Here is a 13998-nt window from a genome sequence, read left to right as displayed (position 1 = left end):
TTGAAAAGAGGACATCCGAATGCGGGGGTGGCAGATTTTGAAAAGACGAAAAAGTGAAGCTAAAGTGTTTCTTGTCAGCCAAGATGTGAAATAACAGTCGATCATTCTGTTTAGAAGCGAGAATTTTTTTCAACCTTGGTCATTGCTATCAAGTGTTTCACCGCCTCGAGCGAAGCGTACCCGCAGTGCAACGATCTCGACTCTCGCCTCTAAACCCCACATACGCAATACTTATCACGTTCACTAGAATTATCTGGCCTCAGGAACGAAAAAACCCCGCACTAATGTGCGGGGTTTTCGAAAAGTGGTCGGTGAAGAGGGATTCGAACCCCCGACCCTCTGGTCCCAAACCAGATGCGCTACCAAACTGCGCTATTCACCGACTTGTATTTCGCCTTGAGTCAATCAAGACAGGGAGCAAATGCTACCACAAATAAATGGGGTGGCTAACGAGATTCGAACTCGCGACCACCGGAATCACAATCCAGGGCTCTACCAACTGAGCTATAGCCACCATCAATTTGTTTGTCTACCGCTATGAAAAGTATAGCCATAAACTTAAATAGTGGTCGGTGAAGAGGGATTCGAACCCCCGACCCTCTGGTCCCAAACCAGATGCGCTACCAAACTGCGCTATTCACCGACTTGTATTTCGTCTTGGTCAATCAAGACAGGGAGCAGATGCTACCACAATTTTGCGAAAAAAGAATGGGGTGGCTAACGAGATTCGAACTCGCGACCACCGGAATCACAATCCAGGGCTCTACCAACTGAGCTATAGCCACCATAATTTTTTCTACCGATATGTTCCTTTGAGGCAATGGCACGCCCGAAAGGATTCGAACCTTCGACCTTTGGCTCCGGAGGCCAACGCTCTATCCAGCTGAGCTACGGGCGCATGCCCTATCGGCGGAGTGGAATAATACGGATATCACCCTAGGTCGTCTAGTGTTTTTTGTAGTTTTTTTTGCGTTTGATGCCTTTTTCATCAATCAAAGTGTGACAGGTGCCTATTTTGGTCGTAAAAAACAGTGACATCTCGGTTTTGATCGGTTTATTGCAACAAACTATCGGGATATAATTACCGGGTGTTTACAATCATTTAACAGCTGTATGCGCGCTTTCCACTCAAGCCATGCAAGGAAGCAGCTAAATACAATAATAAGGTGGGCTATTGGGCCTGCCTGGAAACGTAAAGTGAGTAACCAACCATGCCTCATCATAGAAAAATGCCTCATAGAATGATTATTGCTGTCTTTGCCGCCCTCGCCTTCTCAACCGGTGCGCTTGCTGCCAAGGTTAGCCAAGCTGACTACGATGCGATTGCGGAGCGCATCAAACCCGTGGGTAATGTTTATGTGGCAGGTAGTGAGCCCGTGGTGGAAGTGGCAGCAGGACCTCGCGACGGCGCGTCCGTCTACACTATGTTCTGTACAGCTTGTCACGGTGTGGGGGTGAGTGGCGCACCTAAGACTGGTGATGCGACCGATTGGTCACCGCGTATTGCGCAGGGTATGGACGTGCTCGCAGACCATGCCATCAACGGCTTTAATGCCATGCCGGCTAAGGGTGCCTGTATGGACTGCTCCGATGATGAGATCATTGCCGCGATTGAGCATATGATCGAAGGCATCTAGCTCGGTATCAAGGATAAAGGCCGTGGCCTTTATCCTCAACATTCTAGATAGTTTTCGTTGAGCGCTACTTTTTATTAAACATCGCTTTTAGATTGGCGATGTGCGCCTGCCCTTTGGCCATTCGCTCTTCCTGCGTTACCGGCTTTTTGACCATCTCCCACTCGACATCATCAAACGGCAGTTCATCTAAGAAGCGGCTTTGGGTCGGCTTGATCAACTCACCATATTGGCGGCGCTCTTTACACATAGTAAAAGTCAGCTCACGTTGCGCACGGGTAATGCCCACGTACATCAGGCGACGCTCCTCTTCGACGTTATCCTCATCAATGCTGGTTTGATGCGGCAAGATGCCCTCTTCAGTTCCCATCAGATAGACATAAGGAAACTCAAGGCCTTTAGAGGCGTGCAGGGTCATCAGTTGCACCGCATCGCTATCATCTTCCTCTTCACCGCGCTCCATCATATCGCGCAGTGTCAGGCGCTGAACCACTTCCTTGAGGTTCTTCTCCTCTTGGTCATAGTTATCGCCCTCTAGATCCGCCACAATCCATGAATATAGATCTGAGACGTTCTTCATGCGCATCTCAGCCGCTTTAGGGCTACTTGAGGTCTCGTAAAGCCAGTCCTCATAGTTAATGTCGCGCACCAGTGAGCGCACTGCTTCAACTGTGTCACCGCGCTCGGCTTGATCGGCGATCTTCACTAGCCATTGGGTAAAGCGGCGTAGATTCTCAAGCCCTCGCCCACTCAGGTGCTGCTCAAGCCCAAGCTCAAAGCTGCACTCAAACAAACTCTTGCCACGCATATTGGCGTAGGTGCCAAGCTTCTCTAACGTCACAGGCCCAACCTCACGACGGGGCGTGTTGACGATGCGCAGGAATGCATTGTCATCATCTGGGTTCACTAGCACGCGCAGATAAGCCATGATGTCTTTGATTTCCGCGCGAGCGAAAAACGAAGTGCCACCCGAAATTTTGTACGGCACGCGGTTTTGCATCAGCGACTTTTCTATCAAACGCGACTGATGGTTACCACGATATAGCACAGAGTAATCACGATAGTCGGTGCGATTAAGGAACTTGTGGGCGATGATCTCACCGGTAATGCGCTCCGCCTCATGCTCTTCATCTTTCGCATTCAGTACTTTAAGCTTTTCACCATCGGGGATCTGCGAGAACAGCGACTTTTCATACACGTGCGGGTTGTTGGCAATCAGGATATTGGCCGCACGTAGAATTCGGCTGGTCGAGCGGTAGTTTTGCTCGAGCTTAATCAGGCGCAGGTTGGGATAGTCTTCGCCCAATAGCACCAAGTTTTGAGGCTTGGCACCACGCCAAGAGTAGATTGACTGGTCATCATCCCCTACCACGGTAAGGCGACCACGCTCACCAACCAGCAACTTAACCAGCTCGTATTGGCTGGTGTTGGTGTCTTGGTACTCATCGACTAACAGGTAGCGAATGCGGCTCTGCCAGCGCTCGCGCACCTCTTGGTTGGTTCTGAGTAGCAGTACGGGTAACGAGATAAGGTCATCAAAATCCAGCGCGTTATAAGCCTTCATCTGCTTATCATAAAGGTCAAAGCAAAACGCAAACATCTGCTGCTGCTCACCCTTAGCCTGCGCCATCGCCTGTTGCGGGGTCAGCATGTCATTTTTCCAGTTTGAGATGGTACTCATTAACTGACGCAGCAAGTCCTTATCGCCATCGATTTGTTTTTCAGTCAGCTCTTTAAGCAGCGCTAGCTGGTCTTGGTCATCAAACAGAGAAAAGCTGGCTTTGAGGCCTAGGTGCTTGTATTCACGCTTGATAAGGTTCAGCCCTAAGGTATGAAAAGTGGACACTATTAAGCCTTTGGACTCGCCTTTGCCTAGCGTCTGCCCCACTCGCTCTTTCATCTCACGCGCCGCTTTATTGGTAAAGGTTACGGCAGCGATATTACGCGCCTTGTAGCCGCACTGCTGAACCAGATAAGCAATCTTGTTGGTGATAACGCGGGTTTTACCCGAGCCTGCGCCCGCAAGAACGAGACAAGGACCGGAGACATACTTCACCGCTTCGTCTTGGCGTGGATTCAATTTCATGGGGTACTCTCTATCTGCTTATAAAGAGGCTAGGTGCCTTTTCGCTCGCCATTCTATACCTAACCTTAGTTGGGATGCGAGATACAATCCCGATATAACTCGATTTCTCGCTGTTATACGAGCGACGCTTCAAGCACACCACCACCACTCCTCACAGTTACACTCACTTACATCCGTTATTCCTTTGTTATCTAAATATAGAAAATTTACGCAACATTTATTATAAGCTTTTGATTGCTTTCTGGTTAACGATCACACAAATTAGTGAATGAACGTTCATTCATGGATTGAATCAATGCCCGATAGTGACAAACGTCAACGGATCCTTAAAGCCGCAGAAGACTTGATCGCCGAGGTTGGCTTTCAAGGCCTCTCAATGAGTCTGCTCGCCCAGCGTGCCGATGTCGCCGCCGGAACCATCTATCGCTACTTTAGTGACAAAAACAATCTCTTGGATGAAGTCCGCCTGGAAGCCATGCGACTGGTCGCGGATGAGGTGCAAAAAGGACTGGATAATGAGCTTGATGTCAAAAGCCGCTACCACTTGGTGTGGCACAACATCTGGCGCCTTGCCGCCTCGAATGCCAGCTCCTATAGCATTCGCCTTCAGTACGAGTCCTTACCTTGTACTGACCAATACCGCCAGCGTCAAAATGAGCTGCAGCTCTTCGCTGGCATTAACCAAATCTTTGACGATGGCAAACAGCAGGGGCTACTCAAACCCCTGGCTAATGAAATCCTTGCCGGACTGAGCTTCGAGGCCAGCGCGACAATCTCGCGCAAGGCCGCCCTAGGACTGTACAACTTGTCTGCCGACGATATCGACGCTGCGTTTGAGGCCAGTTGGGACGCCATAACCCTTCATTAATCTGGAGTTGATAGCAAGATGAAAAAATGGACTGTGCTGATGTTACTGCTGGTAACTGCGATATTTGGCAGCGTGATCGGCTTTAACGAATTTAAGCAGCAAAAAATCGCCGAGTTTATGGCCAATCGACCGGAACCGGAGTTCCCTGTCACTGTGGCGGACGTCGATGCCGTGGACTGGGTTCCGGTGATTGATGCGATAGGCTTTATTGAGCCGAATCAAGGGGTCACTGTTGCAAATGAAACCAGCGGAGTCATTCAACAAATCCTATTTGAATCAGGCACTCAAGTTGCAGAAAACCAACCTCTTGTGCGTCTCGACTCTCAGGTAGAGCAAGCCAACCTCAAGAGTGTTCAGGCGCGCTTACCAGCCGCTAAGGCCAAGTATGAACGCTACCAAGGTCTGTTCAAAAAAGGCTCTGTGTCCAAAGAAGCCTTTGATGAAGCTGAGGCAAGTTTCTTCTCGCTGCAAGCGGATATCGACAGCTTGAAAGCATCAATTGAGCGCCGTGAGATCCGTGCCCCCTTCAGCGGTGTGATGGGGATTCGTCAAGTCTATCTGGGTCAGTACTTACAAACCGGCAGTGATATTGTGCGTCTGGAAGATATCAGCGTAATGCGCCTGCGTTTTACCGTGCCGCAAACGGACATCTCTCGAATTCACCTGGGGCAGAGTGTTGATATCTTTGTTGATGCTTACCCAGATAAAACCTTTTCTGGCTCTATCTCCGCCATCGAGCCGGCGGTCAATGTACAAAGCGGTCTGATCCAGGTTCAGGCAGACATCCCCAACAGCGAGGGTCAACTGCGTTCTGGTATGTTTGCTCGCGCCAACATCTTGCTACCTAAGCTAGAGAACCAGGTAACCCTGCCGCAAACGGCGATTACCTTCACTTTGTATGGGGACAATGTGTATATCGTCAGTGAAGAAAACGATGAGCTACGAGTACAGCAACATGTGGTGAGAGTTGGTGAGCGCATGGCGGATATCGCGCATATCCTCGATGGGGTCAAACCCGGCGATCGCGTCGTGACCTCTGGCCAAGTACGTCTGAGTAATGGCGCCAAGGTGCGTGTGGTTGAGAGTAATGCCATCACCCCACCAGCTCAAACCCCAATGCTGTAAGTGAGGTAGGCATGCGATTTACCGATATATTTATCAAGCGCCCTGTCCTCGCGGTCTCGATCAGTTTCCTGATTGCGCTGCTTGGCCTACAAGCCATGTTCAAGATGCAGGTACGCGAATACCCCGACATGACTAACACGGTTGTGACGGTGACCACCAGTTACTATGGTGCCTCGGCTGATCTGATCCAAGGCTTTATTACCCAACCTCTTGAGCAGGCTATTGCTCAGGCGGACAACATTGACTTTATGACCTCATCCTCGGTGTTAGGCCGTTCAACCATTACGGTGAACATGAAACTCAATACCGATCCTAACGCCGCACTCTCGGATATCTTGGCCAAAACCAATTCCGTGCGTTCGCAACTGCCGGGCGAGTCTGAGGACCCAACGGTGACCATGTCCACCGGTTCAACAACCGCGGTAATGTACGTCGGCTTTACCAGTGATGAGTTGGCATCAAGCCAGATAACCGACTACCTCGAACGAGTCATCAATCCGCAGCTGTTTACGGTCAATGGCGTGTCAAAGGTCGACCTGTATGGCGGGATGAAATATGCCCTTAGGGTTTGGCTGGACCCAAGTAAAATGGCCGCGTTGAATCTTACAGCGCTTGATGTCATGGGCGTTCTCAATGCCAACAACTATCAATCCGCGACAGGACAGGCGATCGGTGAGTTCGTGCTTTATAACGGCAGTGTCGACACTCAGGTATCCAATGTCCGCGAGCTAGAGAACCTAGTCGTCGGCTCTGATAATGGCAATATTATTCGTCTAGCTGATATCGCTAAGGTGTCACTAGAGAAGAGTCACGATATCTACCGCGCCAGCGCTAATGGTCAAGAAGCGGTTGTCGCCGCAATTAATGCAGCACCGAGCGCCAACCCGATCAATATTGCGGCAGACATTATGCAGCTTTTGCCTCAACTCGAGCGCAACCTGCCAAGCAACATCCATATGAATGTGATGTATGACTCAACGATTGCCATCAATGAGTCAATCAATGAGGTTATCAAGACCATCCTCGAGGCTGCCCTGATTGTTTTGGTGGTGATCACTCTCTTCCTTGGTTCATTCCGCGCTGTGGTGATCCCCATCGTCACCATCCCACTTTCCCTCATTGGGGTCGCGGTCGCGATGCAAGCGATGGGGTTCTCTTGGAACCTGATGACCCTTCTGGCAATGGTACTGGCGATTGGGCTAGTGGTGGATGACGCCATCGTTGTTTTGGAGAACGTCGATCGACATATCAAGCTCGGTGAATCACCGTTTCGCGCCGCGATTATTGGTACCCGTGAGATTGCCGTCCCAGTTATTGCCATGACACTGACCTTAGGTGCGGTCTATGCCCCTATTGCGCTAATGGGTGGGATCACCGGCTCGCTGTTTAAAGAGTTTGCCTTAACCCTTGCCGGGGCAGTGTTCGTATCTGGCATAGTGGCCCTGACACTCTCACCAATGATGTGCTCAAAGATGCTTAAGGCCAATGAAAAGCCAAGTAAATTTGAGCAACTCGTACATCGCTTTCTTGATCGCATGACGGAGCGCTACACCAAAATGCTCACTGCTGTCATGCAGCGTCGCCCGGTTGTGATTGCCTTTGCACTGATTGTGTTTGCTACTCTTCCGGCGCTGTTTAGCTACATCCCAAGTGAACTTGCGCCTTCAGAAGACAAAGGCGTGGTAGTGTTAATGGGTACCGCCCCGTCTAACGCGAACCTCGACTTTATGCAAAACACCATGAATGACGTCAATGAGATACTCTCAGACCAACCTGAGGTTTCATTTGCTCAGGTGTTCACTGGTGTGCCCAATTCCAACCAAGCCTTCGGCATCGCTTCTATGGTGCCATGGAGTGAACGTGAGACCAGTCAATCAGAAGTAGCCAACCGAGTGAGTGCGCTGGTTGCCAATGTCCCTGGAATGGCGGTTACCGCCTTCCAAATGCCTGAGCTTCCTGGCGCGGGATCTGGCCTACCTATCCAGTTTGTTATCACCACGCCAAACAGCTTTGAGAGCCTGTTTACCATCGCCAGTGATATCCTCGCCGAGGTCACTACAAGCCCTATGTTTGTCTACAGCGACCTCGACCTCAACTACGACTCTGCAACAATGAAGATCCATATCGACAAGGATAAGGCTGGTGCTTATGGCGTGTCGATGCAGGATATTGGTATCACTCTAAGCACCATGATGGCCGACGGTTACGTCAACCGAATTGACCTCGATGGCCGCTCATACGAGGTGATTCCGCAAGTTGAGCGTAAATGGCGCTTAAACCCTGAGTCGATGAATCAGTACTATGTACGCGCCGCTAACGGCAATGCGGTTCCACTCGGTAGCTTGATCAGTATTGATGTCGTCGCTGAGCCGCGCTCACTGCCGCACTTTAACCAGCTCAACTCCGCCACAATCGGTGCCGTGAATGCACCTGGGGTTGCGATGGGTGAAGCGATTAGCTGGTTTGAACAAATCGCACAAACCAAGCTCCCAACGGGCTACAACCACGACTATATGGGTGAAGCACGCCAGTACGTGAGTGAAGGCAGTGCCCTGTATGCCACATTTGGTTTAGCGCTAGCCATCATCTTCCTCGTGCTTGCGATTCAGTTCGAATCCGTGAGAGACCCACTGGTGATTATGGTCTCCGTGCCACTCGCCATCAGTGGTGCTTTGATTGCTCTCGCTTGGGGAGCGGCATCGATGAACATCTACTCTCAAGTCGGTCTGATCACCTTGGTCGGTCTGATCACCAAACACGGCATCTTGATCTGTGAGGTGGCCAAGGAGGAGCAGCTACACAACAAGCTATCCAAGACAGAAGCGGTCATGGAAGCGGCCAGAGTGCGTCTCAGACCAATTTTGATGACCACCGCGGCGATGATTTCAGGCCTAATCCCCTTGATGTACGCCACAGGAGCTGGCGCTGCGCAGCGCTTTAGTATTGGGGTGGTGATCGTTGCCGGCCTTGCTATCGGTACCCTGTTCACGCTGTTTGTTCTGCCGGTGATCTACAGCTATCTTGCTGAAAGACATAAGCCCCTACCAGTGTTTGTCGAGGATAAAGACCTCGATAAACTCGCCCGCGTCGATGAGTGCCACGCCGCACATCGCCAGCTGGCTGAAAACCGCTAAAATCCGCACCACGCAACAAAAGGCCACCTCAGTGGCCTTTTTTCATACCAAAAAGGCGACAATTTCGTACTGATTACATAGAATGAGGACAAATTGACAGGAGTTATATTCACCATGTTTGATCCAAAAAAACTAGAACAAGTCGCAAAACAAATTCATGACTCTATGCCCCAGCCCGTCAAGGATCTCGGCGCTGACGTAGACCAAAAAGTTCGCCAAGTCATCCAAGGCCAACTCAACAAACTCGACGTCGTCAGCCGCGAAGAGTTCGACGTCCAAACCCAAGTCCTCCTCCGCACCCGCCAAAAACTCACCGAAATGGAGCAGAAGCTAGCGGAATTAGAACAAAAAATCTCACGCGAATAGAATTCGCTATGGGGCGAGGTGCGGGGACGCTTCTCTACGGGGAGCGAGGAGATCGCGCTCGTTTTAAGAGTATCGATCACAGAGCAGTACCACGCACTCCCAACTCCTCGCTCCTCGAAGGGCGAAGCCCGTCCCCGCTCCTCGTACCTGAAAACGAAAAAGCCACCGACAAACGTCGATGGCTTCCTATTCAAAATTAGCCAAATTTAACAGAGAGAGTTAGCCGCCAACCGCGATGTGCTTCATGTCTGTCATGTAGCCGCGTAGCTCTTCGCCGATGTACTCGACTGGGTGGTTACGGATGGCTTCGTTAACTTCGATTAGGCGCTGGTTGTCTACCTGGTTTGAGCTCTCGCCTAGGCCTTTACCAATCACATCTGTGGCTACTGAAGGCATAAACTTCTCGCGTAGTAATGGTGTTGCTACGTTAGCGAATAGGTAGTTACCGTACTCAGCGGTGTCTGAGATAACCACGTTCATCTCGTATAGACGCTTACGTGCAACAGTGTTGGCGATCAGTGGTAGCTCGTGTAGTGACTCGTAGTACGCTGACTCATCGATGATGCCTGATGCCGTCATGGCTTCGAACGCTAGCTCAACACCGGCGCGAACCATTGCGACCATCAAAATACCGTTATCGAAGTACTCTTGCTCTGCGATCTCGATATCGCTTGCTGGGTAGTTTTCAAACGCCGTTTCTGCCGTTTCTTCACGCCAGCCTAGTAGGTTCTTATCGTCGTTTGCCCAGTCCGCCATCATAGTGCGAGAGAATTCACCCTCGATGATGTCATCCATGTGCTTGTTGTACAGTGGACGCATTAGGTCTTTTAGCTCTTCTGAAAGCTCAAACGCGCGGATTTTCGCTGGGTTTGATAGGCGGTCCATCATGTGCGTGATGCCACCGAACTTAAGTGCTTCAGTGATGGTTTCCCAACCAAACTGCAGCAGTTTACCTGCGTAGCTTGGATCAACACCGTCAGCAATCATCTTCTCGTAGCACACGATAGAGCCCGCTTGTAGCATGCCACATAGGATAGTCTGCTCACCCATTAGGTCAGACTTCACCTCTGCAACAAATGAAGATTCTAGACAGCCCGCACGGTGGCCACCCGTTGCTGCCGCCCAAGCTTTAGCGATATCCCAGCCCTCACCTTGTGGATCGTTCTCTGGGTGAACCGCGATAAGCGTTGGTACACCGAAGCCACGCTTGTACTCTTCACGAACTTCCGTACCAGGACACTTAGGCGCTACCATGACAACGGTTAGGTCAGAACGAATTTGCATGCCCTCTTCAACGATGTTGAAGCCGTGTGAGTAACCTAGCGCTGCGCCCTGCTTCATTAGTGGCATGACGGTCTCAACAACGTTGGTGTGCTGTTTGTCTGGCGTTAGGTTTACCACTAGGTCAGCTTGAGGGATCAGGGTTTCGTAAGCACCCACCTCAAAACCGTTCTCTTTAGCATTCTTGTAAGATTGACGCTGCTCATCGATAGCTGCCTGACGTAGTGCGTATGACACGTCTAGACCTGAATCACGCATGTTGAGGCCTTGGTTCAGACCCTGTGCACCACAGCCGACGATCACGACTTTCTTACCTTTTAGGTAGTCCGCTTCAGTGGCAAACTCATCGCGGTCCATAAAACGACAGCGACCTAATTGGTCTAATTGTTGGCGTAGGTTTAGGGTGTTGAAATAGTTAGCCATGAGGGCCTCTCCTTACAGTGAATTCGTCCGTCTATCTTGATTGCGGTCAGCATGTGTGCTGAATGAGTTCATACTAAAGCAGGCACTCAATTGCTTAAAGTGATATATTCACAACTTATCGTTGCAACTTATGCAACGTACTTTTTTCGCAAGGATTGCCGACTTTCAGTATGAATATCAAATCACTACAACTGTTTATCCACTTGTGTGATAGCCAAAGCTTCAGCCGCACCGCCGCGGCCATGCACATCAGCCCTTCGGCCCTCAGTCGCCAAATCCAAAAGCTTGAGCAAGAGGCCGGTCAACGTCTATTGGTGCGTGATAATCGCAGCGTTGAACTCACTCCAGCCGGCAAGAACCTGCTCCCCGCGGCGATGCGTATCGTCGCTGAGTGGCAGCAATTTCACACCATGAGCAATCACTCTGAGCAGGTGCTGCGCGGAGAAATTCGCCTATTTTGCTCAGTGACAGCCAGCTATAGCCATCTGCCAGAGCTGTTATCCGTGTTTCGCCACCAGCATCCCTTCATTGAATTCAAACTCTCCACTGGCGACCCGGCGCAGGCGATTGATAAGGTGTTAAACGACGAGGCGGATATCGCGATCTCAGCTCAACCCGATCAACTGCCTGCCCGCCTTGCTTTCGAGACGATCAGTGAGATTCCACTCTCGGTGATTGCCCCTGCCGGCATCCATAGTTTTGCCGATGCCCTAAGTGGCAATACGCCAGACTGGACCAAGGTGCCCTTTATCCTTCCTGAAGCCGGAACGGCGCGTGAGCGGGCTAATGCTTGGTTTAAGGCGATGAAGATAAAGCCCAATATCTACGCACAGGTATCGGGGCATGAGGCGATCGTCAGTATGGTCGCCTTAGGATGTGGTGTGGGGATTGCTCCAGATGTGGTGATCAACAACAGTCCGGTTAAAGATAAGATCACTCGATTGAGCACCGCGCCGATTGAGCCATTTAAGTTGGGGGTGGTGTGCAAAGCTGCTCAGCAGGACAACCCGCTGATCAAGGCGCTGTGGCAGGTTGCCGAAAGCACCTATATTCAACCCTAAGTCTATTCAGACTTAAATAGTTCCAGCCCTTAACGCAAAAGTGCAAGCCGAGGCTTGCACTTGATATTCCATTGCGATGCTAAATCACGCGCGAGAACTGCTGTTGGCGCGCCTTATCACGCAAGTACTTGTCAAAGCACATGCAGATATTGCGGATCAGAAGTCGTCCACGCAAAGTCACATCGATAGAGCGCGGATTATTCTCCACCAACTCATCATCGATAAACGTCTGTAGTAGCTCGAGGTCTTGCTTGAAGTAAGCATTGAACCGCACGCCGAAGGTGCGCTCAATCTCTGCCTTATCGAGCTTAAAGTTACAGATAAGCTGCTTGATCACCTCGCGGCGAATGATGTCATCACTATCGAGCACCACCCCACGCCAAATCGCATGACGCTGCATCTCGACCTGCTCACGATAGGTTTTGAGGTCTTTCTGGTTTTGCGCGTAGGTATCACCCACCATCGAGATGGCCGACACACCAAAACCAACTAGGTCACACTCACCTTGAGTAGTGTAGCCCTGGAAATTACGATGCAGCTTGCCTGCGCGCTGGGCCACGGCCAACTCATCGTCTGGCAGAGCAAAGTGATCCATACCGATAAACTGATAGCCTGCACCAGTTAAAGTGGCAATCGTGTCTTGTAAGATGGCCATCTTTTCTTGTGCGACGGGCAGGTCTTCATCTTTAATCTTGCGCTGCGCGGCAAACAGTTGCGGCATATGGGCGTAGTTAAACACCGATAGGCGCCCTGGTTGCATCTCTAACACCTGAGCAAGCGTCTCGGCAAAAGAAGCCTGAGTTTGCTTTGGCAGGCCATAGATTAAATCGAGGTTAGTAGAGCGAAAGCCTAACTGCTTAGCGCGCGCCACCATCTCAATAATAAATTGCTCATCCTGCTCGCGGTTCACCAGTTGCTGAACCTGCTTATTGAAATCCTGCACACCGATACTCAGGCGATTAAAGCCCTCGGCACGCAAGTGGTCGAGCATGGTGAGTTCAATCTCACGCGGGTCGACTTCAATACTGATTTCAGCTTCGGCAGCAAAATTAAACTCGCTGCGCACAATCGCCATAATACGGCTGATCTGACTTTCGCTAAGGAAGGTCGGTGTGCCACCGCCAAAGTGCAGTTGAGTAACACGACGCCCTTGCAGCAGCGAAGCACGTGTGCGGATCTCAAGCTCGAGGATATCAAGATACTCATCAGCCTTATGGCTATGACGAGTAATGACCTTATTGCAGCCGCAGTAATAACACAGCTTATGACAAAACGGGATGTGGATGTACAGCGACAGAGGACGATCAGGGTACTGGGTACACGCCATATCGTAATCTGACACGGTAAACATCTCATGAAACTCCAACGCCGTTGGATATGAGGTGTAACGAGGCCCTGAATAGTTGTATTTATCCAGTACCGCTTGATCCCAAACTATCTGTTGCTGGTCTGTGACCTGCTGAGATTTTACTTCATGAGACATGATTCTAATTCCGCTTTATCACTGTGTAGGCTAAATCACACAACCCTAGTGCACTGTTTGAATACTGATTTGGTTATTCAATGGCGCAATTTGCTGTTTCAGCCGCTTAAGTTCCTCGATTATGTCTTGCGTGAGTCTGGCCTCTGCTTTTTGCCGAGCCAGGTTTTGCTTCATTCGCTCACGTTTTTCAAGTGCTTGGCGATCGTCACCGCGAGCCATATCTTTGACCACATGATACAGCTCTGCAATGGCTGGATAGGTCGCGTCAAAGTCAACTCGCTGTTCGCCCTGAACATAATCCATAATGCAGTAGACACGGATGCTGATCTCAGACAGATCGCACTGCCCTTCAATACCTGCCGCGCATAGCGTACTAACATTATCGAAAATGTTGGCGTTGCGTTTATCAAGCGCCAATTTCTTGTGGTGCTGTTGCAACTCCGTTTGCTTTTTAAGTTGCAGCAGAAGGTAACCAGCGTAACCCGCCAAGCCAAGAATAATCAAGCTGCCAAGGGTTGCTAACAAGGTTACATTCAT

10 protein-coding genes and 5 tRNA genes are annotated in these 13998 nt (G+C 50.5%); 6 read left to right on the top strand and 9 right to left on the bottom strand.

Going from position 1 to position 13998, the window contains the following annotated elements; translation table 11 throughout:
- Positions 1-305 precede the first annotated feature (305 nt).
- From ACSTTG_RS14830 to ACSTTG_RS14810, 5 genes are all read right to left on the bottom strand, one after another.
- Positions 306-382: transfer RNA gene (locus tag ACSTTG_RS14830), tRNA-Pro, on the bottom strand.
- A 56-nt stretch (positions 383-438) separates the two neighbouring features.
- Positions 439-514: transfer RNA gene (locus ACSTTG_RS14825), tRNA-His, on the bottom strand.
- A gap of 52 nt (positions 515-566) precedes the next feature.
- A tRNA-Pro gene (locus tag ACSTTG_RS14820) sits at positions 567-643 on the bottom strand.
- A 66-nt stretch (positions 644-709) separates the two neighbouring features.
- Positions 710-785 (bottom strand) — tRNA-His (locus tag ACSTTG_RS14815).
- Between the two features lie 36 nt (positions 786-821).
- Positions 822-898, bottom strand: a tRNA-Arg gene (locus tag ACSTTG_RS14810).
- 343 nt (positions 899-1241) lie between these two features.
- On the opposite strand from ACSTTG_RS14810, the gene ACSTTG_RS14805 reads away from it, so the two are divergent.
- Positions 1242-1637, top strand: coding sequence for a c-type cytochrome (locus ACSTTG_RS14805; protein ID WP_438459712.1), 396 nt, complete (start codon positions 1242-1244; stop codon positions 1635-1637).
- A 64-nt stretch (positions 1638-1701) separates the two neighbouring features.
- On the opposite strand, the gene rep is transcribed toward ACSTTG_RS14805, so the two are convergent.
- Positions 1702-3720 (bottom strand): DNA helicase Rep, encoded by a 2019-nt coding sequence (gene rep, locus ACSTTG_RS14800; RefSeq protein WP_438475372.1) that lies wholly within the window; start codon positions 3718-3720, stop codon positions 1702-1704.
- A gap of 286 nt (positions 3721-4006) precedes the next feature.
- Here rep and ACSTTG_RS14795 point away from each other — a divergent pair, with 286 nt between their 5' ends.
- The 4 genes from ACSTTG_RS14795 (at position 4007) to ubiK (ending at position 9213) form a co-directional block, all read left to right on the top strand.
- Complete coding sequence (locus tag ACSTTG_RS14795; protein ID WP_438459916.1) at positions 4007-4588, top strand: TetR/AcrR family transcriptional regulator; 582 nt, start codon at positions 4007-4009, stop codon at positions 4586-4588.
- A gap of 18 nt (positions 4589-4606) precedes the next feature.
- Positions 4607-5713: an efflux RND transporter periplasmic adaptor subunit gene (locus ACSTTG_RS14790; RefSeq protein WP_438459710.1), complete on the top strand. Its 1107-nt coding sequence runs from the start codon at positions 4607-4609 to the stop codon at positions 5711-5713.
- Between the two features lie 11 nt (positions 5714-5724).
- Positions 5725-8847 carry a multidrug efflux RND transporter permease subunit gene (locus tag ACSTTG_RS14785; protein ID WP_438459709.1) on the top strand — a complete coding sequence of 1041 codons (3123 nt, stop codon included), beginning with the start codon at positions 5725-5727 and terminating at the stop codon, positions 8845-8847.
- 114 nt (positions 8848-8961) lie between these two features.
- The gene (gene ubiK / locus ACSTTG_RS14780; RefSeq protein WP_438459708.1) at positions 8962-9213 is read left to right on the top strand and encodes a ubiquinone biosynthesis accessory factor UbiK; all 252 of its coding nucleotides are present in this window, start codon (positions 8962-8964) and stop codon (positions 9211-9213) included.
- A 219-nt stretch (positions 9214-9432) separates the two neighbouring features.
- Here ubiK and ilvC read toward each other — a convergent pair whose 3' ends face one another.
- Positions 9433-10917, bottom strand: coding sequence for a ketol-acid reductoisomerase (gene ilvC, locus ACSTTG_RS14775; protein WP_438475371.1), 1485 nt, complete (start codon positions 10915-10917; stop codon positions 9433-9435).
- A 170-nt stretch (positions 10918-11087) separates the two neighbouring features.
- On the opposite strand from ilvC, the gene ilvY reads away from it, so the two are divergent.
- Positions 11088-11978 (top strand): HTH-type transcriptional activator IlvY, encoded by an 891-nt coding sequence (ilvY, locus tag ACSTTG_RS14770; RefSeq protein ID WP_438475370.1) that lies wholly within the window; start codon positions 11088-11090, stop codon positions 11976-11978.
- Positions 11979-12057: 79 nt separating this feature from the next.
- Here ilvY and hemN read toward each other — a convergent pair whose 3' ends face one another.
- A complete protein-coding gene (hemN, locus tag ACSTTG_RS14765) occupies positions 12058-13461 on the bottom strand; it encodes an oxygen-independent coproporphyrinogen III oxidase (RefSeq protein ID WP_438475369.1) in 1404 nt (467 codons plus the stop codon).
- A 45-nt stretch (positions 13462-13506) separates the two neighbouring features.
- The gene (locus ACSTTG_RS14760) at positions 13507-13998 is read right to left on the bottom strand and encodes a DUF2489 domain-containing protein (RefSeq protein WP_438459704.1); all 492 of its coding nucleotides are present in this window, start codon (positions 13996-13998) and stop codon (positions 13507-13509) included.

Origin of the sequence: Vibrio glycogenivorans (assembly GCF_051660965.1) — a bacterium.
In the GTDB taxonomy this organism is placed as follows: Bacteria; Pseudomonadota; Gammaproteobacteria; order Enterobacterales; family Vibrionaceae; genus Vibrio.
The sequence above is the reverse complement of the archived record's forward strand: the minus strand, read 5'-3'. Positions and strand labels throughout refer to the sequence as shown.

What these genes read in the sequence shown, in the direction of transcription:
- ACSTTG_RS14805 (WP_438459712.1), top strand. Translation starts at nt 1,242, where the DNA reads ATGATTATTGCTGTCTTTGCCGCCCTCGCCTTCTCAACCGGTGCGCTT.
- rep (WP_438475372.1), bottom strand. Translation starts at nt 3,720, where the DNA reads ATGAAATTGAATCCACGCCAAGACGAAGCGGTGAAGTATGTCTCCGGT.
- ACSTTG_RS14790 (WP_438459710.1), top strand. Translation starts at nt 4,607, where the DNA reads ATGAAAAAATGGACTGTGCTGATGTTACTGCTGGTAACTGCGATATTT.
- ACSTTG_RS14785 (WP_438459709.1), top strand. Translation starts at nt 5,725, where the DNA reads ATGCGATTTACCGATATATTTATCAAGCGCCCTGTCCTCGCGGTCTCG.
- ubiK (WP_438459708.1), top strand. Translation starts at nt 8,962, where the DNA reads ATGTTTGATCCAAAAAAACTAGAACAAGTCGCAAAACAAATTCATGAC.
- ilvC (WP_438475371.1), bottom strand. Translation starts at nt 10,917, where the DNA reads ATGGCTAACTATTTCAACACCCTAAACCTACGCCAACAATTAGACCAA.
- ilvY (WP_438475370.1), top strand. Translation starts at nt 11,088, where the DNA reads ATGAATATCAAATCACTACAACTGTTTATCCACTTGTGTGATAGCCAA.
- hemN (WP_438475369.1), bottom strand. Translation starts at nt 13,461, where the DNA reads ATGTCTCATGAAGTAAAATCTCAGCAGGTCACAGACCAGCAACAGATA.
- ACSTTG_RS14760 (WP_438459704.1), bottom strand. Translation starts at nt 13,998, where the DNA reads ATGAATGTAACCTTGTTAGCAACCCTTGGCAGCTTGATTATTCTTGGC.